Consider the following 23,430-nt stretch of genomic DNA (forward strand, 5'->3'; position numbering starts at 1 on the left):
ATGGTTGTGGCTGAGCCGAGTACCGAGTGGCGTGAAGTGATCGCCGCGGACGAGCAGGAGCGGCACGAGCGGCAGGCCGCGGAGTTCGCCGCGATGCAGGAGCGGAAGTCCGCGAAGTACGGGACCGGGCGGGCGCTGCACCGCAAGCAGGTCGCCGCGCTCCGGGCGACCCTGGACGTGCCGGCCGACCTCCCGGAGTACGCCCGGCAGGGGCTCTTCAAGATCCCCGATCGGCACGACGCGTGGATCCGGCTGTCGAACGGCGGCTTCAACCGGGCGGCCGACGGCGTGCCCGACATCCGCGGCTTCTCCATCAAGGTGCTCGGCGTCTCCGGCCCGGCCGCGCTCGGCGGGGAAGCCGTCTCGCAGGACTTCGCGCTGATCAACCACGAGCGGTTCAGCTCCGCGACCAGCGAGGACTTCACCAAGGTGGTCACCACCGGCGGCAGCACCCCGGGCGGGATCCTGCTCCGGCTGCTGAAGAACCCGGGCATGATCCCCCAACTCAAGACGGTCTCGACCGCGCTCAAGTCGCCGTTCAGCGGGTTCGCCACTCACGACTTCTTCAGCGCCGCTCCGATCGCGTTCGGCCCGTACGCCGTCCGCGTGCGGCTGATGGCCGCGTCGGACCAGGTGAATCCGTCGGCGAGCGACGACTGGGCCACGGACATCTACGACCGGCTGATCGGCAACCCGCTCTCCTACGACCTCCAGGTGCAGTTCTTCACCGACGAGAAGGCCACCCCGATCGAGGACGCGTCGATCGACTGGGCCGCGTCGCCCTATCTGACCGTGGCCAGGTTGACCGTGCCGCGGCAGAAGCCGGACGAGACGCTGGCCACCCAGGTGGAGGCGGCCCGCTTCGATCCCTGGAACGCGCTGACCGACCATCGGCCGCTCGGCGAGGTGATGCGGGCCCGCAAGGTCGCGTACTACGCCAGCCAGCAGGCCCGCTCGGCCGAGTGACCCCTGTATACAAACAGTGATCAGCGGATTGCACGACGTAATCAAGACAAAGTTACGGGCTGTGATCTCACTGCCGCGAATTGACATCATGTAACGTCGATTTCACCGCTCAAAGTGATCTCGATGTAACAAAGAGTGATTACTTACTCACTCGTAGCGTATGTATTCTTCACGGGCTAGTCGTGACGTCATGCACTACGCCGACCCCTCTCGTGGTGCCCAAGATGTGCCGGGCAACCACGAGAGGGGGACGAACTGCGATGGAAAGTTACGAGCTGTACTGCCTGGCCGACCGGCGGTTCTACGACACCCCGGCGAACCGTGGCGCCGAGCATCCGGACTTCGCGCTCTGCTCGCGGCCCGTCCCGGACGGCTGGGATCACGTGCCCGGCGACCTGTGGATGCACTACGCGCCGGCCGGGCTTGAACTGCCGGCCCAGGGCTGGAAGATCCACGTCTCCTCCGGGCTCGCGGACGCCGAACGGGCGCTGACCGTGGTGTGGGACTACTGCGTCCCCCGCGGGATCGCGTTCAAGTTCCTCCGCAACGAGCCGGTCCTGGTGATGGTCAACTCGAAGTCCGCCCCGCGCGGTTCGAGCGGCAAGCTGGTGACGATCTACCCGACCGACGAGGCCCAGCTCGAGCTGGTGCTGAAGGAGCTCGACGACCTGCTGCGGGGCGTCCAGGGGCCGTACATCCTGAGCGACCTGCGATACGCCGAAGGCCCGCTCTTTGTCCGGTACGGCGCGTTCGTCAGCCGCTACTGCCTCAACGACTCCGGCGAGCGGGTCCTCGCGCTCGCCGACGACCACGGCCGGCTGGTGCCGGATCACCGCGGTCCGACCTTCTCGATGCCACCCTGGGCGACGTTGCCGTCCTTCCTCGAGTCGCATCTTGAAGCCCGGAACTCGGTCACCACCAACGAGCTGGCCTACACGATCGAGAGCGTCATCCAGTTCTCCAACGGCGGCGGCGTCTACCTCGGCCACCACAACGAGACGCAGGCGCGGGTGGTGCTCAAGGAGGGCCGGCCGCTGGCCGGGCTCGACATGGGCGGCCGGGACGCGGTGGCCCGGATCGGCCACGAGCGGGACATCCTGCAGCGACTCGTCGGCCTCGACGTGGTGCCGGACCTGCACGACTACTTCCAGCTGGGCGAGCACCACTTCCTGGTCCAGGAGCACGTCGACTCAAACTCCCTGCAGCGCGAGCTGGTCCGCCGCTATCCGCTGACCCACCCGGACGCGACCGAGGCCCAGCGTGCGGAGTACGCCGAATGGGCCACCACGACGGTTGCCCGGGTCGAGGCGGCGGTCAGTCAGCTGCACGGCCGGGGTGTGGTCTTCTGCGACCTGCACCCGGACAACGTGCTGCTCGGTGTGGACGACCGGCTCGTCCTGATCGACTTCGAGGTCGCGACGCTCGCCGAGGAGAAGGCCCGGTCGGCGCTCGCGCACCCTGGGTACGCCGCTCCGGGCGATCGCCAGGGCATCGACGTCGACCTCTACGCGCTGGCCTGCATCACACTTGGTCTCTACGCGCCGCAGGCGACGATGCTGCTGAATCTCCATCCCGGCAAGGCTTTCCAGCTCGCAGAGATGATCACCGAGACCTTCCCGGTGCCGCAGGCGACCGTCGCCGCCGCGGTCCGGACCATCGTCGGACCAGATGTCAGCAGTGATCCCGAGATGACCGATCTAGCCCTGCCCGGCAAGGCCGAGTGGACCGAGGTCCGCGCAGCGTTGACGACGGCAATCGTTGCCAGTGCCACCCCGGACCGCGACGACCGGTTGTTCCCGGGCGACATCGCGCAGTTCCAGCCGGGCGGCGGGACGAGCATCGCCAACGGGGCGGCAGGAGTTCTCTACGCCCTGGCCAAGACCGGCGCGGGCCGCTTCCCGGAGTACGACGAGTGGCTGCGCAAGCACGCACTCGCCTCGGACACCGGACCAGGCCTGTACGACGGGTTGCACGGCGTCGCGCACGTCCTCGACGAGCTCGGCTATCGCCAGGACGCACTCGACCTGGTCGACCGGACCCTGGCCGACGACTACGCGACCCGCGAGCTCGGGCTGCACTCCGGCCTGGCCGGCATCGGGCTGAACCTGCTGCACTTCGCGGCCGAGCCGGCCTTGCAGGCGAAGGCGATCCGGGTGATCGAGCTGGTCGCGGACCGGCTCGGTGACATCCACGACGTACCGGAGCTCAGTGGCGGGCCGCATCCGCGGGCCGGGCTGATGTTCGGGTCTTCAGGTCCGGCATTGCTGTTCCTGCAGGCGTTCGAGTGGTTCGGTGACACGGGGCTGCTCGACCTGGCCGAGATCGCGCTGCGGCAGGATCTGCGCCGTTGCCTGACGACGCCGGACGGCATGCTGCAGGTGAACCAGGGCTGGCGGACGCTGCCGTACCTCGAAGAGGGCTCGGCCGGTGTCGCGCTGGTGCTGGAGCGCTACCTGCGGCACCGACCCGACGAGGAGCTGGCCGCGTCGCTCGAAGGCCTGCGCCGGGTCACCCACTGCTCCTACTACGTCCAGCCCGGGTTGTTCATGGGTCGCGCCGGCTTGCTGCTGACGGCAGCCCAGTTGACCGAGCCCCAAGAGACCCTCGACGACTTGGTGAAGGGCCTCGGCTGGCATGCGATGCCGTTCGCCGGTGGCCTCACCTTCCCCGGTAACCAGTTGCTCCGTCTCTCGATGGACCTGGCGACCGGATCGGCCGGCGTCCTGCTGGCCCTGGGAACCGCGCTGCACGAGCGGCCGGTGTCCCTCCCGTTCCTCGGACCTCCCCAGTGGTCCGAGTCCACATCCCTACCAACTGCATCGAAGGAGGTGTAACACATGGCACTTCTCGACCTTCAGGGTCTGGAGACCCCGAGCTACGGCGGCGGCCACCACGGTGGTGGTTCGACGCTGACCGTTCTCGGCTGCGCTTCGCACACCCCGAGCAACCTGAGCCTTCTGCTCTGCCACTGATCGGTTCCGGCGCATCGGTTCTGAGTGGCCGGTGCAAGGGTTTCGTCGGCCCTGGGCGGAAGCAATTCCGCCCAGGGCCGAACCCGTGAAGCGATGGGTGAGGTCAGGGAAGGAAGGCGGTGGATTGAGGACCGCCGGAAGGAGGCACTCGTGCACCACCAGGCACCTACCGAAGCTTCTGACGTACGGCGATTGCCGCTGGTCGAGGAGCTGCACGGCCATGCCGTCGCGGATCCCTACCGCTGGCTGGAAGACGCCGCGAGCCCGGAAACCCTGCGCTGGCAGGAGATCCAGGACCAGCTCTGGCTGAATCACACCGCAGGTCTGTCGAGCCGCTTCCGGCTCCGGACCGGGGTCAAGAATCTCTCCGCCGTCGGATCGACGTCAGCTCCCGTCTGGCGGGGCGACCGCGTTTTCGTACTCCGCCAAGAGGCAACCCGTGAGCATCCCGTGCTCTTCGTCGACGACGTCGCGCTGCTGGATCCACAGCAGCTCGATCCGACCGGATCGACGACGCTCGACAGCTGGCAGCCATCCCCGGACGGATCTCTGCTGGCTTGCCAGCTCTCCAGCGGCGGCACCGAGCAGGCAAGTATGTCCGTGCTCGACGTGGCCACCGGTGAGGTCGTGGACGGCCCGATCGACGGCTGCCGCTACTCCCCCGTCGCCTGGCTCCCGGACGGAAAGTCCTTCTACTACGTGCGATTCCGCCAGGTCCGGCGGCATCACCTCGGCTCGGCCGATGACGACCAGGTGCTCCCCGGCGAAGCGTCGTACGGGCTGGAGCTCAGCGCGGACGGGCGCTGGCTGACGATCTCCGCGGTGCGCGGGGCCGCCAACGATCTCTGGCTCGCCGACCTGAGCAAGGGCGAGCCGCCGGCCGTCATCCAGCAGGGCGTCGACGCGATCACCCTGATGTCAGTGGGGCCTGACGGCCGGATGTACGTCGTGACGACCCGCGACGCCCCGACCGGCCGGATCTGCGTGGGCGACCCGGAAGCTCCACTGGTCTGGCACGACTTCGTCCCGGCCGATCCGGAAGCGCCGCTGAGCAGCCTGGCGATCCTCGACAAGGTCGTCCTCGTCGGCCGGACCAGGCGTGCGCTCGGCGAAATCGTGGTCCATGACCTGGTCACCGGTCGCAGGCTCGGCGAGGTCGAACTGCCCGGCGCGGGCTCGGTCGGCTCGCTGACCAGCCGCCCAGAAGGCGGCCACGAGGCCTGGTTCAGCTACACCGACAGCATCACCCCGGCCGCGATCATGCGGTACGACGCCGGCACGGCCCGGACGACGCGATGGTCGGATCCGCCCGGTGCAGTCGAAGGGCTGGAAGCCGAGACGCAGCAGCTGGAGTACAGCTCGGCCGACGGCACGGTGCTGCGGATGCTGGTGATCGCGAAGCCGGGCGCCGGGCCGCGACCGACAATCCTCTACGGGTACGGCGGATTCGGCCAGTCGTTGACGCCGACGTACTCGGCCTTCGCGCTCGCCTGGGTCGAGGCAGGCGGGGTATTCGTGACCGCGAACCTGCGCGGCGGCGGCGAGGGCGGCGACGCCTGGCATCGGGCCGGGACGCTGGCCGGTAAGCAGAAGGTGTTCGACGACTACATCGCGGCGGCGGAGTTCCTGATCGCTGGAGGCTGGACATCAGCCGACCAACTCGCGCTGTGCGGTGAGTCCAACGGAGGACTGCTTGTGGGCGCGGCGCTGACCCAGCGGCCAGAGCTCTTCGCGGCCGCCGTCTGCTCGGCGCCGCTGCTGGACATGGTCCGGTACGAGCTGTCCGGTCTCGGGCCGAGTTGGGTGCCGGAGTTCGGCTCGGCCTCGGATCCCGTGGCCTTCGAGAACCTGCTGAGCTACTCGCCGTATCACCGGGTGGTTCCGGGGGTGAAGTATCCGGCTGTGCTGTTCACGGTCTTCGGTGGTGACACCCGGGTGGATCCACTGCACGCCCGCAAGATGTGTGCTGCGCTCCAACATGCGACCGCCGGGCAGGGCCCGATCCTGTTCCGCCTCGAACAGGACTCCGGTCACGGCGCCCGGTCGGCAGGCAAGGGCATCAGCCTGGCCGCCGACATGCTCGCCTTCCTAGCCACCGAAACCGGCCTCAGCTCATGACCGCCGCCGGTCGTACGTCTGACTTCCGGGCCGTGGTGCGGCACGGGCGGGCGTGGCTGCCGGTGCTCGGAGTGACCGCGTTGCTCGGCAGTGCGGTGACACTCGCCTTGCCGACCGTCCTCGGCCGGTCCGTCGACGCGATCGTCGCCAGACACGGATACGGCCAGTGGTTCGCGCTGGCCGCCGGGTTGATCGCAGTCGGGATCGTCTGCGCGCTCGTCGAGGTGTTCACCGGCACTGCCTGTGTCGCCGGCACGACGGCCTGGTTGCGGCATCGCCTAGTCACCCACGTCGTCCGCAGCGGCCCGGAGGGGACACGCGAATTCGACACCGGCGACCTGGTCAGCCGGGTGAGCGGCAACGCGGTGGACGCGGCCCAAGCCGGACCGGCAACAGTCTCAGCCTTCGCCGCGATCGTGCCACCGGCGGGCAGCCTTGTCCTGCTCGCCTTCATCGACCCCTGGCTAGCAGTCGCCTTCTTCGGTGGCATCCTGCTGGTCATCGCGGTGCTCTGGGTCTTCGCCCGGCGCACCGCGGAGATCAGCCTCGCCTACCAGGAGACCCAGGGCCGGATCGCGAGCCTGCTGACCGAAGCCCTCACCGGCCTCCGCACGATCACCGCCGCCGGCACGACAGCTCGCGAAGAACGGCGGATCCTCGGTCTCCTTCCCGAGCTGCACAAGCACGGCCTGCTCACCTGGCAGGTCCTGGCCCGCTCCGGCGCCCAGGCCGCCATCGTCGGTCCTCTTGTCCTGGTAGCCGTTCTGGCCGTCGGCGGTCTGCAGCTCGTGGCCGGACGGATCACCGCCGGCGACCTGTTCGCAGCCAGCCAGTACGCCGTACTGGGTGCCGGCCTCGGCAGTCTGACCGGTGTCCTCGGTGAGCTGGCCCGAGCGCGCGCCGGGAGTCAGCGGGCCGGCGAGGTCCTCGCCGTCAATACCGTTGCCCACGGCACCCTTCCGTTGCCGCCCGGCCCCGGTCGGCTCACCTTCGACGGCGTATCGGTCGTCGTCGGCGAAACAGTCTTGCTGGCCGGGGTGAACCTGGAACTGCCAGGCGGAGCCACCGTCGCGGTCGTGGGACCGGGCGGCGCAGGCAAGTCGGTGCTCGCCGCCCTGGCCGCCCGGCTTCGCGATCCGTCGACCGGACAGGTGCTCCTGGACGGCGTGCCGCTACCGGCAGTCAATCGACAGGCGCTCCGCACAGCGATCGGCTGTGCCTTCGAGCGGCCCCAGCTGGTCGGCACCACTGTTGGCGATGCGATTGCGCACAACGCGATCAGCCCGGTCCGCACCCTGGCCGCCGCCCGCGCCACCCACGCTCACGACTTCGTCAGCCGGTTGCCCGACGGCTATCGAACACCGTTGCTCACGGCACCTATGTCGGGCGGCGAGCGGCAGCGGCTGGGCCTCGCCCGGGCCTGGCAGGCGAACCGTCTGCTCGTGCTGGACGACGCCACCTCGAGCCTCGACACCGCCACCGAGATGCAGATCAGCAAGACGCTGACCGAGGACCGGCACCGCCGCACCAGGCTGATCGTCACGCACCGGACCGCGACCGCCGCCCGCGCCGACCTGGTGATCTGGCTGGACCGCGGCGTCGTACGAGCGGTCGACTCCCATGCCGAGCTCTGGCAGGACGCCTGCTATCGCGAGGTGTTCGGGTGAACCGCGAGCTGCGCTACGGATTCGCCGCGCTGCGGAAGCGCCCGGCACTGAAACTGGCTGCCTGGTCCTTCCCGGAGATCCTGCCGACTGCTATCTACGGTGTCGCCGTCGCCCACGCGACGGACAGCTTCCTGGCCGGGCATGCCGGGCGAGGCCTCGCTTGGCTGGCCGGGCTCATCGCCACCGCCTGCCTCGGCGCCGCCGGTGCCCGCCAGGTCTACGGGCGGCTCGGCGAGCTGGTCGAACCACTACGCGACGACCTCGTACGCCGGGTGGTGTCGGGCGCACTGCATACCGGCGATGATGCGTCGGTCGCCCGGCTGAACCGCCAGGTGGAGATCGTCCGCGACACCTTCGCCGGGTTGGTGCTGGTGATCCGGAACTTCGGCGTCACGCTGTTCGGCGTACTGGCCGGTCTGCTCTCGCTCGCGCCAACAGTCGCAGCGTTCGTCGTACCGCCGTTCCTGCTGGGCTTCGTGGCTTCGCTTGCAGTGTTGGGGATGGCGGCCGATCGGGTCCGGGCGTCGTTGCAGGCCGACGAGGAGTTGGCGACGACCGCTGGGATGGCGTTCAGCGGGGTTCGCGACATCACGGCAACCGGCTCGGAGGAGTTCGCCGAGCGGATCGTCGGCCGGCCGATCGAGGAGCAGGCCGCCGCAGAGCGATCGCTGGCACGAGTGGCCGCGCTGCGGACGTTGTGTTTCGCACTGGGCGGCTGGGCACCGTTGCTGATCCTTCTGGCGACGGGCCCTTGGCTGGTCAGCCACGGGGTCAGCACTGGCACGCTGCTCGGTGGCCTCACCTACGTACTGATCAGCCTCCAACCTGCTTTGAACACAGTGATGGGTGCGCTCGGCGACAGCGGGCTGCGGTACGTCATCACACTCGGGCGGATCCTCGACAGCACGGCGTACCAGGTCCCGCCGCGGCCGATGGCCGACTCGAGGGGTCATCAACTCCGGCTGCGTGGGCTGACCTTCGCCTACGGGCCGAACGCCGAACCGGTGCTGGCGGATCTCGACCTCACCGTGACCGAAGGCGAACACCTCGCCGTCGTCGGACCGAGCGGGATCGGCAAGTCGACGCTGGCCGGCCTCATTTGCGGAATGCTCGAGCCGGCAAGCGGCCGACTGCTCCTCGGCGGTGTGCCGCCCAGTGAGCTGTCCACCGACCGACTGGCGATGACGCGAGTGCTGATCCCGCAGGAGGCCTACGCCTTCAGCGGGACAGTGCTGGAGAACCTGATCTATCTGCTGCCCGATGCTTGTGTCGCCGAAGTGGAGCAGGCGGTTGCGGCCATCGGCGCGAGTGCACTTGTCGATCGGCTGGGTGGGCTGCGGGGCCGGCTACGGCCAGGTGATCTGTCTCCCGGCGAACGGCAGCTGATCGCGTTGACCCGCGCCTATCTCTCGCCGGCACCATTGGTCGTGCTGGACGAGGCGACGTGTTTCCTCGATCCCGAGACCGAACGCCGGGCAGAAGAAGCGTTCGCGGCGCGCGGCGGCACCTTGATCGTGATCGCGCACCGGATCAGCTCGGCGCTACGGGCGCGGCGGATCCTCGTCCTCGACGGCAACTTGGCCGCCGTCGGCACGCACCAGACGCTGCTGCGGACCTCACCGCTCTACCGCGAACTCCTCGGTCACTGGCAGCCCGGAGGTGATCAGATCCAGCCCGCGTCCTGAGCCTTCCGGATCGCCTCGATCCGGCTGCGTGCACCCGTCTTGGCGAGGATCCGGGACAGGTAGTTGCGTACTGTCCCCGCGCTGAGACTGAGGGTGCGGGCGATCTCCTGCGCGGTCGCACCGGTGGTGACCTGGCGCAGTACTTCGCATTCGCGATCCGTGAGTGGATTGTCGCCGGCCTTCAGCGCCGCGACCGCGAGCCGCACGTCGACCACCGGCAGCCCCTTCGCCACATCCCGGATCGCCTGGATCAGCTGGTCCGTGGTCGCGTCGGTCGCGATCAACCCGATCCGGGGAGCCTGCTTGACCAGCGCCAGGCTGGTCGCGGCGATCGCCTCGTGGTCGATCAGCACCAGCACCCCGCGGCCGGTGAGCTTCCGGCACAGGTCCTCGATGCCGACCTTGCCCGGCAGTTGTGGATCCAGCAGCACCACATCCGGCCGGCGGGCCACCGAGGGCAGCACGTCGTCCGTGCGGTCCAGCTCGGCCACCACATCCAGATCGGTCTCTTTCGCCAACACCGCGGCCAGTGCACCTCGCACCAACGTGCCGCGGTGCCCGAGGACTACTCGGATCACCACTTCCCCCATCATCTCGATCGCCTCAACCACCGGCCTCCCCCGAGGGCCCGCTTATCGATCAACGACCGAACCTCCCGGATGGCACGCGCGAAGGCCGCAAAAAGGATCGTTTGAAACGCCCCGGACAGGAACCGAAACCCGCCGGTACGGGCCGGAAACCGTTCTGTTGTTGAGTTTTCGGTTCCTCACAGTCAGCGAAAGTTTCGGCCGATTTGGGCAGAACCCTTGCGTTCTCATCGCGGGTCGCGCACGATGACTCGGGTCACGTCGTTACCGGTACGTGATCATTCGGACGCTGTCTCGTGACCTGTCCGGATGCCGGTCCCCTGCCCCCTCGAAAGGGAGTGGTAGCTCACCCAGACTGCGGAGCCCGGTACGGCCGCCCGAAGTTGGGAACGCGGCCGGCGATCCGAGCCTCACGTACTCAGGTGACCTCCACCTTCGTCTCGTTCCACCGGCCCTGCACTCACGGTGCCCGAGGTTCTCAGGGGAAGTGCGCACGCGGCTGAATCGGCCGGGCAGGAGAAATTTCACCATGCCCAGCTCACAAGGAGCAGAACGCTGATGTCCAAAGCTCGACATGCCCGACCCCGCCGGAGTACCCGCCGGGTGGTCCGGACCCTCTCCATCGCCGGCCTCGGTGCCGGCATCACCGCCGCTGGTGCGGGCGCTGCCTTCGCAGCCGACTACACGGTCAAGCCCGGCGACACGCTCTCCGAGATCGCCCAGGCGAACGGTGCCGACTGGCATCAGCTGGCCGAGCTGAACCACCTGAAGGACCCGAACCTGATCCTGATCGGCCAGACCCTGCAGCTCGACGGCGCGAAGAAGGCCGTCGTCACCGAGCGCCGGACGGTCAAGAAGCCCACCAAGACGGTGCACAAGCCGCAGCGCACGGTCCGCGCGAACCGGTCGGAGACCAGAGCTCCGGCGAAGGCCGGCGGCAAGGCGAACCTGAGCGGCGCCTGGGCCAAGGTCGCCAACTGCGAGTCGAGCGGCAATCCGCGTGCGGTCAACCCGGCCGGCTATTACGGCCTGTTCCAGTTCGACAAGCAGACCTGGCGCAGCGTCGGCGGCTCCGGCAACCCGATCAACGCGTCGGCCGCCGAGCAGCTCATGCGCGCGAAGAAGCTCTACTCCCAGCGCGGCGCCTCCCCGTGGCCCGTCTGCGGCCGCTTCCTCCGATAGACACGGTCTCCGTAGCAGCGCCAGCTGACAGGCAGGCGGGGTGCGCCCCTCAATACGTACCCCGCCGGCCCATCAGCGAGACAGCACGAGCATCTTGTCGGCATCCACCTGGAACTCGTAGGGCACCTGACGGATGGTCGCGGTGACCTCGGTGAGCTCTGCCAGCAACTCGGGCAGGTAGGCGACGGGTTCGCCGGCTCCTTGCTGGACGAGCGGAAAAACGCGGACCTCGGACCGGCTGACCCGGACGAGTTCGCGCAGCGCGGCGAGATGCCACGCCCGGTCGTACTTCTCGGCCCAGGTGAAGAGCAGGTGCGAGCAGAGCACCAGGTCGAAGCGCTGATCCTCGAACGGCAGCTCCGGCAGGCTTCCGTGCACGTAGCGTTCCGGCGCGCTCGACACATCCTGCAGGAACCGGTCGGCGGCCTCGATCCGCATCTCGTCCTTGCGGGCGGGATCCCCATACCAGTTCCAGACGAAGCTGGCCGCGTGCTCGTCGACGATCGCGGCGCCGGCCGGCAGGCCCCGCCGTACGGCGTCGACCAGGTCCGGGGTGGACAGGTCGTAGACCGGGTCGACCGCGATCGCATCCACGCCACGGGCGGCCGCCTCGGCGGTGAATCCCGAGCCGCCGGCGCAACAGTCCAGCACGGAGGCGGGTAGTTCGGTCAGGTCGAACATCGCCTCGTACTCGGCGTACGAGCGAGATGTCACCAGCATGCCCCCAGCACCGTCCTACCTCTTTGTCGTCGAGCTCCTCGATCCGATCCGGCGGTCGAGCGCAGCAGCTCCGAACGCCAGAGCCAGGAACAGTAGCGCGACGAACAGACAGTTCAGCAAGACCGTCCCGTAGCCGTGCAGCGCGACGTCGACGAACGGATACGGGTAGAAGCCCGTCCCCTCACCGCGGATCAAGGTGAAGACCAGCCACAGCAGCGGATACACGATGGACCAGCCGACGATGCGCAGATCGGTCTGGCCGCGAGGCCCGAACAACAGCCACCCCAGTACGCCGAGCAGCGGGGTGATCGTGTGGATGAGAAGGTTCGCGAAGGCAGCGCCACCGGACAAGTCGTCGGAGCCGGCCAGGACCAGGTGGTAGACGATCCCGGTGACCGCGATGCACAGCACGCCATTGAGGCGCAGGGTCCTGAACAGCGCCGTCTGCCAGCGCGCCGGATCGAGCGCGAGCAGCAGGCAGGTCCCGCCGAGCAGCAAGTTCGACTGGATGGTGAAGTACGCGAACACGTTGAACACGCGATCCGGGTTGTCCGGGAAGTATCCGTCGCTGCCGCCCGCCGTCACGAACAGCTGAACGACGATCCCGACCACAACCACCAACGCCGTGACCGCGAACCAGATCCGCCCCGCATCGGTCTTCTGTGCCATCGAACGCTGCGTCATGTCCGAAATGTACGGTGTCGAGGCGGCCTGGGCCGGGATCTCAGACGGTCTGCTTCTCCTCAGCCGAACTGTCAGCCTCCTTCGCGCTGTAGAAGGAGTAGCTGAAGGAGACGATCGCGTCGATGACCAGCACGATCGTCCACGACCAGGCGGGCCCCAGCAGAGCGTCGTACCCGTCACCCGACAGGACGCCGAGCAGCAGCATCAGTCCGACGCCGATCGCGTACGCCAGCAGGTGCCGGAACCAGCCCTGCCGCTCACGACGAGCTCGATCAGGACCACCCTTCGGCGGCTTCACCGGCCGTGGGGCGCCGGCCAGCCAATACGCGGCCCAGCGGTCCGCCCAGGCGATGGTCTGATGCCCGAAGGCCACGCTGACTCCGATGAAGATCGCGGCCAGCGAGTGCTTGTAGGAAGGCTCCCCGCCCTGGCGCAGGTCGATCACACTGGCGACCAGCATCACCACGTCAACCAGCGGCACGCCGGCCAGCAGGACGAGGCCTGCCTTGGGCCGTTTCAGCAGGTAGCGCGTCGCCATCCCGGCGGCGAGCAGCACCCAGAAGCCGATCTCACAGCCGGCGATCACAGCGAGCAGCACGATTTCCACCTTCCTGTTTATTTGGTACGATCGTATTTCTAAGATTGACCATAACACGGGTGTGCTAAAAAGAGCAGATGCCGAAGATCGTCGACCATGACGCCCGCCGCGAGGAGATCGCCCGGGCACTGTGGCGAGTGGTCCGGCGGGACGGCATCCGGGCCGCCTCCGTCCGCACCGTCGCCACCGAAGCCGGCTGGTCCGCCGGCGCCGTCCGCTACTACTTCCCCGACCAGGACGGCCTGCTCAACTTCGCGATGGATCTGGTCTCGCGCCGGGTGCGGGAGCGGATCAGCGCGCTCCAGCCGACCGGCCGCGCGACCGAGATCGCGCTGCGCTACCTGGAAGAGGTCATCCCGCTCGACAGCGACCGGCAGGCCGAGTTCGACATCTGGCTGTCGTTCGTCGCCCAGGCCCAGGCCGAGTCGGGCGCCGGCGGTCTGCGCGAGCACCTCGGCCCGATCCAGGACGGCCTCCGCGGGCTGTGCCACTCACTACTGGTGACTCTTGCCGACAACGGCGGCCTCCGGACCGGTCTCGACCTCGAACTCGAAACCGAGCGGCTGCACGCGCTGATCGACGGGCTCTCGTTGCACACGTCGATGCAGCCGTCGGTGACCACTCCGGCCCGGGTGCGCGAGATCCTCACCGATCACCTGAACACCTTGCGGGCCTGACAGACCACAACAAATGGAAAGCAAGCGATTGCGGCAGGTACTGACAGTGTCCAGCCGCGAACAAGAATGGACGAAGCCTGACTAAAAGCCTGGTCTGCGTGGCACGATCCCCTCATGGAATCCGAGGGGGTGATCGTCGTCAGCGGAATCATGGCGGCCGGGAAGTCCACGGTCTCCCAGTTGCTCGCCGAGAGATTCCAGTACGGCGTCCATCTCCGCGGCGACGTGTTCCGCAGGATGATCGTCAGTGGCCAGGCCGCCCGGGATGCCGAGGACGGGGCCGAAGCCCAGAAACAGCTGAAGCTCCGGTACCGGCTGGCCTGCCAGGCAGCCGACGGCTATGCACAGGCCGGCTTCACCGTCGTCCTCCAGGACGTGGTGATCGGCGAGCTGCTGCGTGAGTTCCTGGACGGCATCGAGACCCGGCCGCGCTACCTCGTAGTACTGACGCCGCGGCCCGAGGTGATCTCCAACCGGCTCGGCGGTGCGCACGACCATTCGGTCGACGAACTCGACTACGAGCTGCACGCGTTCTCCCCGCGCCGCGGGTTGTGGCTGGACAACTCCGACCTGTCCCCGCACGAAACCGTCGACGCGATCCTTGGCCGGCTCGACGAGGCCATCTTCGACTGACCACTTCCGACTGACACGCGGGAGTCTGTCCGCGGGCGTTACCCGGGGGTAGTTTGGGCGGATGGCGACCACCGTGCGCAGGACCTCGTGCAACTTGTGTGAAGCGATCTGCGGCGTGCTGGTGACGGTCGAGGACGGCCGGGTCACCGACATCCGCGGCGACGAGGCCGATCCGCTCTCCCACGGTCACATCTGCCCGAAGGCGGTCGCGCTCAAGGATCTGCAGGAGGACCCGGACCGGTTGACCAAGCCGGTACGCCGTACCGCGGACGGCTGGGCCGAGCTCGGCTGGGACGAGGCGTACGAGCTGATCGCGACCCGGCTCGGCGAGATCCAGCAGGCGCACGGCCGGAACTCCGTCGGGGTCTACCTCGGCAATCCGAATGTGCACAGCCTCGGCGCGATGACCCACATGCCGACCGTCGTGCGGCTGCTCCGGACCCGGCAGCGGTTCAGCGCGACCTCGGTCGACCAGCTCCCGCACATGCTCGCCTCGCACCTGCTCTACGGCCACCAGTTGATGGTTCCGGTCGCGGACATCGACCGTACGTCGTACCTGCTGATCCTCGGCGCGAACCCGCTCGCGTCCAACGGCAGCATGATGACCGCGCCCGGCTTCGGCCGGCGACTCAAGGACGTTCGCAAACGCGGTGGTCGCGTGGTCGTGATCGACCCGCGGCGGACCGAGACGGCGACCGTCGCCGATGAGCACCATTTCGTCCGGCCGGGGACGGATGCCGCGTTCCTGCTGGCGCTCATCCATCAGGTGATCGCGGACGGCAACGCCAAGCCGGCGCAGTACGTCGACGGGCTGGACGCGGTCTCCGAAGCGACCCGGGACTGGACACCCGAGGCGGCTGCGCGGGTGACCGGGATCGACGCGGACACCATCCGCCGGATCGCACGGGAGTTCGCCGCTGCCGACAAGGCCGCTTGTTACGGGCGACTCGGTGTTTCGGCGCAGCAGTTCGGCGCGGTCTGTCAGTGGGCGGTGCAGGTGCTCAACATCATCACCGGCAACCTCGATCGCCCCGGCGGCGCGATGATTCCGCGGCCCGCCGTCGACACCTTGCGCGGGATCGGCAAGGGGCACATCGGCGCTTGGAAGAGCCGGGTCGCCGGTCGGCCCGAGTTCGGCGGCGAGCTGCCCGCGGCCGCGATGGCGGAGGAGATCCTGACTCCGGGCGACGGCCAGATCCACGCGATGGTGACGATCGCGGGCAACCCCGTCCTCTCCACTCCCAACGGGCGGGCCCTCGACGAGGCGCTGGACACGCTGTCCTTCATGGTCTCGGTCGACCCGTACATCAACGAGACCACCCGGCATGCCGACGTGATCCTGCCGCCGACGCCACCGCTCGAGCGGGACCACTACGACCTGGCGTTCCACCAACTCGCAGTCCGGAACACTGCGCGGTGGAACGAGGCGGTGCTGCCTCGGCCGGCTGACTCGCGGCACGACTGGGAGATCTTCCGCGACCTCGGGCTGGCGTTGCTTCGCCGTACGCCGAGGAGCCGGAAGAAGGCGCTGGCCTCGCTGCGGCTCCGGCTGAGTCCGCGCCGGGTCGTGGACCTGGGGTTGCGGATCGGGCCGTACCGGTTGTCCGTGCGCAAGTTGAAGAAGTCGGTGGGTGGCATCGATCTGGGTCCGCTGCAGCCGGCCTTTCCGAAGGCGCTCCACACCAAGGACAAGCGGATCGGCCTTGCGCCACAGCTGATGCTGGACGGGATCGATCAGGCCCGAGCCGTGTTGCTGGTCGAGGGGGACGCCGACGATCTGCTGCTGATCGGGCGACGGCATCTGCGCAGCAACAACTCGTGGATGCACAACTCGGCCCGGCTGGTGAAGGGCAAGCCGCGGCATCAGCTGCTGATGAACCCGGACGACCTGAGCAAGCGGGATCTGAAAGACGGCCAGCTGGTCCAGCTCAGCTCGGCGTCGGGATCCGTCGCCGTTGAAGTTGCCGCTAGCAACGACATGATGCCCGGCGTGGTGAGCCTGCCGCACGGGTTCGGGCACGGTCGCGCCGGCGCGCGGCTGACGGTCGCGAACCAGGTTGCCGGCGCGAGCGCGAACGACGTCACGGACGCGACCCTGACCGACCCGCTCGCCGGCACCGCCGCCCTGAACGGCGTACCGGTGACGGTGACAGCGGCGGGATAGGCCGGTCGGCCCGTAACGTCCGAAGAAGTGAAGGTGACGTCCCTCCGCTTCTTCGGACGTCAGAGGCCGACGGGGGTCAGCTCGGTCGCGGCGGCGGGCCAGAGCTTTCGCGGACCATCAGGGCCGGGGTGGAGTAGAGGTGCGCCTGATGCCGGGCACCGTCCAGCAGGTCGAACAGGCGATGCGTGACCTCGGCGCCGTAGTCCACGATGTTGTGGCTCATCGCCGTCAGCGTCGGATGCGTCAGCCGGCACAGCGTCGAGTCGTCCCAGGCGATCAGGGTGACGTCGTCGGGTGACTTCATCCCGAGTCCGTTGATGACCGACAGCCCGGCCACGGCCATCAGGTCGTTGTCGTAGATGAGCGCTGTCGGCCGGTCCTCGGCCGCCATCAACTTCCGCGTCGCGGCGGCTCCTTCCTCACCGGAGAAATCGGTGTGCACCACCCGTATGTCGAGGCCGAGCTCGCGGCTGATCGCGGCGAACGCCTGGTCGCGGATCCAGACATGCCCGTGCTCCGGCGGGCCGGCGACGCGTGCGATCGTCTGGTGCCCGAGCCGGGCGACATGCTCCACCGCGGCGTTCATCGCGGCGGTCCCGTCGGTCCAGACACACGTCAACCCGTCGGCCAGCGCGGGGTCCCCGACCAGCACGGCGGGGAGCTCCAGCTTGCGCAGCAACGGGATCCGCGGATCGTCGACCCTGATGTCCACCACGATCACGCCGTCCACCCGGCGCTCCGCGGACCACTTCCGGTACGTCGCCATCTCACCGGCCAGGTCGGGCACGACCTGCAGCGCGAGCGCGTACGACTTCTCACTCAGCACGGACTCCACGCCACCGACGAAGCCCATGTAGAACGGTTCCTCACTGAGGGTCTTGGCCGTCCGGGCCAGGACCAGGCCGAAGGTCTCCGACCGAGCGGCCGAGAGTTGCCGGGCAGCGCGGTTCGGCACCCACTCCAGCTCCTCGGCGACCTTCAGCACCCGCGCCCGGGTGGCCTCGGAGACCCCCGGCTGGTTGTTCAGCGCGTACGACACCGCACCTTTGGAGACGCCGGCCCGTCGGGCAATCTCCTTGATCGTGATTCGGGGCACGATGGCCTCCTTCGAACGGGCGGTCCGAACCGTGACGGGCGGTCCGGCAGGCCCCCATTCTGCGGCCACCGCCTACTGATCGTCTCTAGGTAAACGCTTGCCATCACTCTCCGCAATCACCTTACCCAAACCTCTGCGAGCGCCACGCAGCGTGACGGCCTCACCGCCAGCCCGGAAGCGGGGGTCGGGACACCTTTTCGGGGGTTCGGGCAGGTTATTTCCTGTGCGAACCCCCGACTGGATGTCCTGACCCCCCGGCCCGTGGCGCCCGCGGTACGGGTAAGCGTTTGCCTGGGTGGAGGCGGAATTGGTTCGGGTGGTGGATTGAGGGTGGTCGGGTGGGGGGATGCTGGGATAGGCTCCAAGACGTTACTTAACCGGTTCGGCAATTGGTCGGAGACCGCCAAGGGCAGCGGTCGGTGCTTCGGCGACGAGGAGAGAAGAACATGGTCGCAGTGGACAACCTGTCCCTCCAGCTCTACACGGTCCGGCACAAGCTGGAGGAGGACTTCGACGCCACGCTGGCCCGGATCGCGGAGATCGGGTACAAGCAGGTCGAGCCCTTCGGCGTGGTCGGGCTGGCCGACAAGCTGGCCGAGGCGCTGCCCAAGTACGGACTGACGGCGCCCACGACGCACGCGGGGCTGCTCAAGGAGGACTCGGGCCCGATCTTCGAGACCGCGAAGCGGCTCGGCATCAGCACCGTCATCGACCCACACGTCGACCCGGCGCGCTGGCAGACGGCGGACGACATCAAGGCGACGGCCGAGGCCCTGAACAAGGCGGCCGCCGAGGCCGCCGACCACGGCATCACCGTCGGGTATCACAACCACCACTTCGAGCTGGAGTCCGTCATCGACGGGGTGCACGGCCTGGAGATCCTGGCCGACAACCTGTCCGACCAGGTCATCCTCGAGGTGGACACCTACTGGGCAGCGGTCGGCGGCGCCGACGTACCGGCCCTGCTCGGCCGGCTCGGCGAGCGGGTGAAGGCGCTGCACGTCAAGGACGGCGACGGCACCCTGAACAACAAGGCGCAGGTCGGGGTCGGCGCCGGCTCCATCGACGTGATCGGCATCCTCAAGGCGTCTCCGGGCACGCTCCGCGTGGTCGAGCTCGACGACTTCGAGGGCGAGATCTTCGACGCGGTCGCAGGCAGCTTCACGTACCTGACCGGGGAGGACGTTGCATGAGCTCTGTCGGTGTAGGCGTGATCGGCGCCGGAGTCATCTCCGACGCCTATCTGAAGAGCATGCAGAGCTTCCCCGACCTGAACGTGGTCGCGATCGGGGACCTGCGGCCGGAGGCGGCGAAGGCGAAGGCCGAGGAGTTCGGCATCGAGACCCACGGCGGTCCCGAAGCCGTACTCGGCCACCCGGATGTGGAGATCGTGGTCAACCTGACCATCCCGATCGCCCATGTCGAGGTCGCCCTCGCAGCTGTTGCCGCAGGCAAGCACGTGTGGAGTGAGAAGCCGTTCTCGCTCGACCAGGAGAGCGGACTGAAGCTGCTCGCGACCGCTCAGGACGCGGGACTCCGGCTCGGTTGCGCACCGGACACGTTCCTCGGTCCTGGCCTCCAGACGGCCCGGCGGCTCATCGAGAAGGGCGAGATCGGTCAGCCGCTGACCGCGCTCACCCTGATGCAGTCCCCCGGTCCGGAGTCCTGGCACCCGAACCCGGCCTTCCTGTTCCAGGAAGGGGCCGGCCCGCTGTACGACATCGGCCCCTACTACCTGACCGCGCTGGTGCAGAGCTTCGGCCCTGTCGCCGCCGTGGCGGGTCTGGGCTCCAAGTCGCGGGACAAGCGCGTGATCGGCTCGGGCCCGCTGGCCGGGCAGGAGTTCGACGTGACTGTGCCCAGCCACGTCAGCGCGATCGCCCGGTTCGAGTCGGGCCAGTCATCGCAGAGCATCTTCAGCTTCGACTCGCCGCTGCCGCGCTCCGGCTTCGTCGAGATCACCGGGCTGGACGCGACGCTCGCCCTGCCGGATCCGAACAACTTCGCCGGTGAGATCAAGATCCGCCGTCGCGGTGGCGAGGACTGGGAGACGATCGCCGAGACCAAGGCGACCGCCGAGCGCGGTACGGGCGTACTGGACATGGCGCGGGCGATCCGGGAGGACCGGCCGCACCGGGCCACCGGGGCGCTGGCGTTCCACGTCGTCGACGTGATGGCCTCAATCGCCGAGTCGATCGACACCGGCGCCTTCGTCGATGTGACCAGCACAGTCGAGGTCCCCGACGTCCTGCCGGACGACTGGGACGCGCACGCCGCCACTTTATGAGCGACGGACTTCTCGGACCCCGGCGAACCGTTGTGTTCGCCGGGGACTCCGTCACGGACTGCGGCCGGCGGGGCGACCCGGCCGGCCTGGGCGACGGCTACGTCCGGAACCTGTACGACGACCTCGCGGCGAGCCGCCCGCGGATCGTTAACTCGGGCATCAGCGGCCACCGCGCGGTCGACCTGGTCGCGCGGTGGGAGCAGGACGTACTCGCCCACGAGCCGGATCTCGTCTCGGTGCTGGTCGGCATCAACGACACCTGGCGTCGCTACGACGAGGACGACCCCACCTCCACCGAGTCCTTCGAGGCGTCGTACCGCGAACTGCTGGCACCGGTGACCGCGAAGCTGGTCCTGATCGAGCCGTTCCTGCTGCCGGTGAAGCCCGAGCAGCGCGCCTGGCGCGAGGACCTGGACCCCAAGATCGAGGTGGTCCGCCGGCTCGCTGCCGAGTACCACGCGATCCTGGTCCCGGCCGATGTGGAGTTCAACCGGCAGGCGCTCACCGTCGGCGCGACCACCCTCGCCGACGACGGGGTGCACCCGACAGCAGCTGGACACCGGCTGCTCGCCGAGCTCTGGCACCGTACCGTTAGCTGAATCTGAACCGGTTCAGCACCTTCTTCCGAAAGCGATCCGCCTGTGCCTTCCACGCTCCGAACCGTTCCGCTGACCACCGACGGCGGCGCCGCCTGGACCGTGCGTGCGATCGACGGTCCCGTGCCGGACCGGCACAGCGCACTGCTCGCGGCACCGGTGCCGGCGACCGTGCCCGGTGAGGTGCACACCGACCTGCTCGCGGCCGGCGTGATCCCGGATCCGTTCGACGGCGACAACGAGGGCAAGCTGTTCTGGATCGGCAGGACGAGCTGGAGCTACCGGACCGTCTTCGACTGGGAGGCCGACGAGCACGCCGTCCAGGAACTCGTTGCCGACGGCCTCGACACGGCCGCGCGGATCACCCTGAACGGCACCGAGCTCGGCAAGACCTGGAACCAGCACCGGTCCTACCGGTTCGCGGTCACCGGACTGCTGGTTGCCGAGCGCAATGAACTGGTGATCGAGTTCGCCTCACCGGTCGCGACCGCCAACCAGCTGCGCGAGGCGTCCGGGATGTGGCCGCACACGAATCTCCATCCCTACAACGCGATCCGCAAGATGGCGAGCAACTTCGGCTGGGACTGGGGCATCGACGTCGCGACCGCCGGGATCTGGCGGCCGCTCCGGATCGAGTCGTGGAGCGGGGTCCGGATCGACTCGGTCCGGCCGCTCGCCGGGCTCGACCGCGACAACGGCGTACTCGACACCAGACTTGCCCTGGCGTGGGCGGACGATGCCACTGACGATGCGGCCATCACGGTCGAGGTCGGCGGCACCACCACCGAGATGACGGTGGCCGCGGGTACGGCCGAGGCCGGTGTCACTTCGACGATCGACGCCGTGGACCGCTGGTGGCCGCGCGGGTACGGCGAGCAGCCGCTGTACGACGTACAGGTGTCGCTTCAAGCCGGGGCGAACGAGGATGCCTGGCAAGGGCGGGTCGGGTTCCGCACGATCACGATGGACGTGGCGCCGGACGAGCACGGCGGGCCGTTCATCCTGTCGGTCAACGGCAAGCCGGTCTACGTCCGCGGCGCGAACTGGATCCCCGACGACGCCTTCGTCACCAGGCTGAACCGGTCGACGTACGAGGCCGGCATCACGGACGCGATCGACGCGAACATGAATCTGCTCCGCGTCTGGGGCGGCGGGATCTACGAGAGCGACGACTTCTACGACGTCTGCGACGAGCTCGGGGTGCTGGTCTGGCAGGACTTCCTGTTCGCCTGCGCCGCGTACTCCGAGGACGAGCCGCTCTGGAGCGAGGTGAAGGCCGAGGCGGAGCAGGCCGTCACCCGGTTGAGCCGGCACGCGAGCCTCGCCTTGTGGAACGGCAACAACGAGAACATCTGGGGATACGTCGAGTGGGGCTGGCGCGTGCCGCTGGCCGGCCGGAGCTGGGGCGAAGGTTACTACTTCGATCTGCTGCCGGGGATCGTCGCTGAGCTCGACCCGCGTACGCCGTACTCGGCCGGCAGCCCGTTCTCGTACGATCGCTACATCCACCCGAACGACGAGCGCAACGGCACGATGCACGTCTGGGACGTGTGGAACCAGGTCGACTACTCGACGTACCGCAAGTACAAGCCGCGCTTCGTCTCCGAGTTCGGCTTCCAGGGACCTCCGGCCTGGTCGACGCTCACCTCCGTGGTGCACGACGAGCCGCTCGACCCGTATGGCGAGCAGATGCTGGTGCACCAGAAGGCGCACGAGGGCAACCTCAAACTCGAGCGCGGCCTTGGCGACCACCTGCCGAAGTGGTCGAGCATGGATGACTGGCATTGGACCACGCAGCTGAACCAGGCGCGTGCTGTTGCCTACGGCATCGAACACTTCCGCAGCCTGTTCCCGTTGAACACCGGCGCGATCGTCTGGCAGCTGAACGACAACTGGCCGGTCGTCTCCTGGGCCGCCGTCGACGGCAACGGCATCCGCAAGCCACTCTGGTTCGCGCTCCGCCGCGTCTACGCCGACCGCCTGCTCACCGTGCAGCCGTGCGAGGACGGCCTGGTAGTTGCCTCCCACAACGACACAGATGTTGCCTGGAGCACCGAGCTGACCGTCTCCCGCCGGAGCACGCGGCCCGGTGGCGAGGTGTTCGCCAGCGAGCAGTTCATCCTGGAGGTCCCGGCCCGCTCGAACGCCCTCAACGAGTTCCCGGAGTCCATCACGACCCCGACCGACGCAACCTCGGAGTACATCGAGGTTCGCGCGGCCGACGGCACCACGGCGTACTGGTACTTCGTCGAGGACACCGCACTCCAGTTGACCGCCAACCCCTGCACCGCTGAGGTGACGGCAACCCCGAACGGCTACACCGTCACCGTCACCGCAACAGCCCTGACCAAGGACCTGGCCCTCTTCCCAGACCGCCTGGACCCCACGGCCCGAGTAGACACCTGCCTCATCACCCTCAACCCCGGTGACACCCACACCTTCCACGTCACCAACACCACAACCGCCCCCACCACCATCACCATCACCATCACCAAGCCCGTACTCCGCACCGCAAACGACCTGATCACGTAAGACCCCGCCGACAACCGTCGCGTTTACCCTGGCTATACATTGAGATTTTAGCCGGGCTAAATTAGCCTGCATGGTGAAAGCGGCGAAGTATCGCGTGCTGGCGGCCGCGCTCCGACGGAACGGCTGCGAGGTACGGCAAGGTAAGGGTGATCACGAGGTCTGGACCTGCGCCTGCGGCGCGAGTCATCGCGTCGTACTCACCCAGACCACGAACATCTCGCCGGGGCCTGGTCCGTCAGACGATCCAGCGGCTGCCGTGGCTACCG

General features: G+C 68.3%; 19 protein-coding genes. 14 read left to right on the forward strand and 5 right to left on the reverse strand.

All coding sequences use genetic code 11. The features are described 5' to 3' along the window. The 6 genes from F1D05_RS17315 (at position 1) to F1D05_RS17340 (ending at position 9,408) form a co-directional block, all read left to right on the forward strand. Positions 1–966, forward strand: a complete 966-nt coding sequence (locus tag F1D05_RS17315; protein ID WP_246486774.1) for a hypothetical protein — start codon at positions 1–3, stop codon at positions 964–966. 260 nt (positions 967–1,226) lie between these two features. Beyond that, positions 1,227–3,800 carry a class III lanthionine synthetase LanKC gene (lanKC, locus tag F1D05_RS17320; RefSeq protein ID WP_185448621.1) on the forward strand — a complete coding sequence of 858 codons (2,574 nt, stop codon included), beginning with the start codon at positions 1,227–1,229 and terminating at the stop codon, positions 3,798–3,800. Positions 3,801–3,803: 3 nt separating this feature from the next. Further along, positions 3,804–3,938: a SapB/AmfS family lanthipeptide gene (locus F1D05_RS17325; RefSeq protein WP_185448622.1), complete on the forward strand. Its 135-nt coding sequence runs from the start codon at positions 3,804–3,806 to the stop codon at positions 3,936–3,938. 150 nt (positions 3,939–4,088) lie between these two features. Next, entirely contained in the window at positions 4,089–6,056 is a 1,968-nt protein-coding gene (locus tag F1D05_RS17330) for a prolyl oligopeptidase family serine peptidase (RefSeq protein WP_246486775.1), read from the forward strand. Then, positions 6,053–7,723, forward strand: a complete 1,671-nt coding sequence (locus F1D05_RS17335; RefSeq protein ID WP_185448624.1) for an ABC transporter ATP-binding protein — start codon at positions 6,053–6,055, stop codon at positions 7,721–7,723. Before F1D05_RS17330 ends, F1D05_RS17335 begins: the two co-directional genes overlap by 4 nt. Continuing rightward, positions 7,720–9,408: an ABC transporter ATP-binding protein gene (locus F1D05_RS17340; RefSeq protein WP_185448625.1), complete on the forward strand. Its 1,689-nt coding sequence runs from the start codon at positions 7,720–7,722 to the stop codon at positions 9,406–9,408. Before F1D05_RS17335 ends, F1D05_RS17340 begins: the two co-directional genes overlap by 4 nt. Here the strand turns inward: F1D05_RS17340 and F1D05_RS17345 are convergent. Further along, positions 9,387–10,019, reverse strand: a complete 633-nt coding sequence (locus tag F1D05_RS17345; protein ID WP_246486776.1) for a response regulator transcription factor — start codon at positions 10,017–10,019, stop codon at positions 9,387–9,389. The genes F1D05_RS17340 and F1D05_RS17345 overlap by 22 nt on opposite strands. A 534-nt stretch (positions 10,020–10,553) precedes the next feature. On the opposite strand from F1D05_RS17345, the gene F1D05_RS17350 reads away from it, so the two are divergent. Further along, on the forward strand, positions 10,554–11,177 hold the full coding sequence (locus F1D05_RS17350) for a transglycosylase family protein (protein ID WP_185448626.1): 624 nt from the start codon (positions 10,554–10,556) through the stop codon (positions 11,175–11,177). 72 nt (positions 11,178–11,249) lie between these two features. On the opposite strand, the gene F1D05_RS17355 is transcribed toward F1D05_RS17350, so the two are convergent. The 3 genes from F1D05_RS17355 to F1D05_RS17365 are packed head-to-tail and all read right to left on the reverse strand — an operon-like array spanning position 11,250 to position 13,179. Further along, positions 11,250–11,897 carry a class I SAM-dependent methyltransferase gene (locus F1D05_RS17355; protein ID WP_185448627.1) on the reverse strand — a complete coding sequence of 216 codons (648 nt, stop codon included), beginning with the start codon at positions 11,895–11,897 and terminating at the stop codon, positions 11,250–11,252. Positions 11,898–11,912: 15 nt separating this feature from the next. After that, positions 11,913–12,581, reverse strand: a complete 669-nt coding sequence (locus F1D05_RS17360; RefSeq protein ID WP_246486777.1) for a Pr6Pr family membrane protein — start codon at positions 12,579–12,581, stop codon at positions 11,913–11,915. A 40-nt stretch (positions 12,582–12,621) separates the two neighbouring features. Then, positions 12,622–13,179 carry a 2TM domain-containing protein gene (locus F1D05_RS17365; protein ID WP_185448628.1) on the reverse strand — a complete coding sequence of 186 codons (558 nt, stop codon included), beginning with the start codon at positions 13,177–13,179 and terminating at the stop codon, positions 12,622–12,624. 77 nt (positions 13,180–13,256) lie between these two features. Here F1D05_RS17365 and F1D05_RS17370 point away from each other — a divergent pair, with 77 nt between their 5' ends. From F1D05_RS17370 to F1D05_RS17380, 3 genes are all read left to right on the forward strand, one after another. Continuing rightward, positions 13,257–13,856 (forward strand): TetR/AcrR family transcriptional regulator, encoded by a 600-nt coding sequence (locus F1D05_RS17370; protein WP_185448629.1) that lies wholly within the window; start codon positions 13,257–13,259, stop codon positions 13,854–13,856. A gap of 114 nt (positions 13,857–13,970) precedes the next feature. Further along, positions 13,971–14,489 carry an AAA family ATPase gene (locus tag F1D05_RS17375; protein WP_185448630.1) on the forward strand — a complete coding sequence of 173 codons (519 nt, stop codon included), beginning with the start codon at positions 13,971–13,973 and terminating at the stop codon, positions 14,487–14,489. A 61-nt stretch (positions 14,490–14,550) separates the two neighbouring features. Next, positions 14,551–16,653: a molybdopterin-dependent oxidoreductase gene (locus tag F1D05_RS17380; RefSeq protein WP_185448631.1), complete on the forward strand. Its 2,103-nt coding sequence runs from the start codon at positions 14,551–14,553 to the stop codon at positions 16,651–16,653. Positions 16,654–16,729: 76 nt separating this feature from the next. Here F1D05_RS17380 and F1D05_RS17385 read toward each other — a convergent pair whose 3' ends face one another. Further along, on the reverse strand, positions 16,730–17,749 hold the full coding sequence (locus tag F1D05_RS17385) for a LacI family DNA-binding transcriptional regulator (protein WP_185448632.1): 1,020 nt from the start codon (positions 17,747–17,749) through the stop codon (positions 16,730–16,732). A 446-nt stretch (positions 17,750–18,195) separates the two neighbouring features. Between F1D05_RS17385 and F1D05_RS17390 the strand changes: the two genes are divergently transcribed. The 4 genes from F1D05_RS17390 to F1D05_RS17405 are packed head-to-tail and all read left to right on the forward strand — an operon-like array spanning position 18,196 to position 23,164. Beyond that, entirely contained in the window at positions 18,196–18,942 is a 747-nt protein-coding gene (locus tag F1D05_RS17390) for a sugar phosphate isomerase/epimerase family protein (protein ID WP_185448633.1), read from the forward strand. Continuing rightward, complete coding sequence (locus F1D05_RS17395) at positions 18,939–20,036, forward strand: Gfo/Idh/MocA family protein (protein ID WP_185448634.1); 1,098 nt, start codon at positions 18,939–18,941, stop codon at positions 20,034–20,036. The genes F1D05_RS17390 and F1D05_RS17395 overlap by 4 nt, the downstream gene beginning before the upstream one ends. Beyond that, positions 20,033–20,635, forward strand: a complete 603-nt coding sequence (locus F1D05_RS17400) for an SGNH/GDSL hydrolase family protein (protein ID WP_185448635.1) — start codon at positions 20,033–20,035, stop codon at positions 20,633–20,635. The genes F1D05_RS17395 and F1D05_RS17400 overlap by 4 nt, the downstream gene beginning before the upstream one ends. 42 nt (positions 20,636–20,677) lie before the next feature. Continuing rightward, a complete protein-coding gene (locus F1D05_RS17405) occupies positions 20,678–23,164 on the forward strand; it encodes a glycoside hydrolase family 2 protein (protein ID WP_246486778.1) in 2,487 nt (828 codons plus the stop codon). Positions 23,165–23,430 lie beyond the last annotated feature (266 nt).

This window comes from Kribbella qitaiheensis (assembly GCF_014217565.1).
Lineage (GTDB): Bacteria > Actinomycetota > Actinomycetes > Propionibacteriales > Kribbellaceae > Kribbella > Kribbella qitaiheensis_A.

What these genes read in the sequence shown, in the direction of transcription:
- F1D05_RS17315 (WP_246486774.1), top strand. Translation starts at nt 1, where the DNA reads ATGGTTGTGGCTGAGCCGAGTACCGAGTGGCGTGAAGTGATCGCCGCG.
- lanKC (WP_185448621.1), top strand. Translation starts at nt 1,227, where the DNA reads ATGGAAAGTTACGAGCTGTACTGCCTGGCCGACCGGCGGTTCTACGAC.
- F1D05_RS17325 (WP_185448622.1), top strand. Translation starts at nt 3,804, where the DNA reads ATGGCACTTCTCGACCTTCAGGGTCTGGAGACCCCGAGCTACGGCGGC.
- F1D05_RS17335 (WP_185448624.1), top strand. Translation starts at nt 6,053, where the DNA reads ATGACCGCCGCCGGTCGTACGTCTGACTTCCGGGCCGTGGTGCGGCAC.
- F1D05_RS17350 (WP_185448626.1), top strand. Translation starts at nt 10,554, where the DNA reads ATGTCCAAAGCTCGACATGCCCGACCCCGCCGGAGTACCCGCCGGGTG.
- F1D05_RS17355 (WP_185448627.1), bottom strand. Translation starts at nt 11,897, where the DNA reads ATGCTGGTGACATCTCGCTCGTACGCCGAGTACGAGGCGATGTTCGAC.
- F1D05_RS17360 (WP_246486777.1), bottom strand. Translation starts at nt 12,581, where the DNA reads ATGACGCAGCGTTCGATGGCACAGAAGACCGATGCGGGGCGGATCTGG.
- F1D05_RS17370 (WP_185448629.1), top strand. Translation starts at nt 13,257, where the DNA reads ATGCCGAAGATCGTCGACCATGACGCCCGCCGCGAGGAGATCGCCCGG.
- F1D05_RS17375 (WP_185448630.1), top strand. Translation starts at nt 13,971, where the DNA reads ATGGAATCCGAGGGGGTGATCGTCGTCAGCGGAATCATGGCGGCCGGG.
- F1D05_RS17380 (WP_185448631.1), top strand. Translation starts at nt 14,551, where the DNA reads ATGGCGACCACCGTGCGCAGGACCTCGTGCAACTTGTGTGAAGCGATC.
- F1D05_RS17390 (WP_185448633.1), top strand. Translation starts at nt 18,196, where the DNA reads ATGGTCGCAGTGGACAACCTGTCCCTCCAGCTCTACACGGTCCGGCAC.
- F1D05_RS17395 (WP_185448634.1), top strand. Translation starts at nt 18,939, where the DNA reads ATGAGCTCTGTCGGTGTAGGCGTGATCGGCGCCGGAGTCATCTCCGAC.
- F1D05_RS17400 (WP_185448635.1), top strand. Translation starts at nt 20,033, where the DNA reads ATGAGCGACGGACTTCTCGGACCCCGGCGAACCGTTGTGTTCGCCGGG.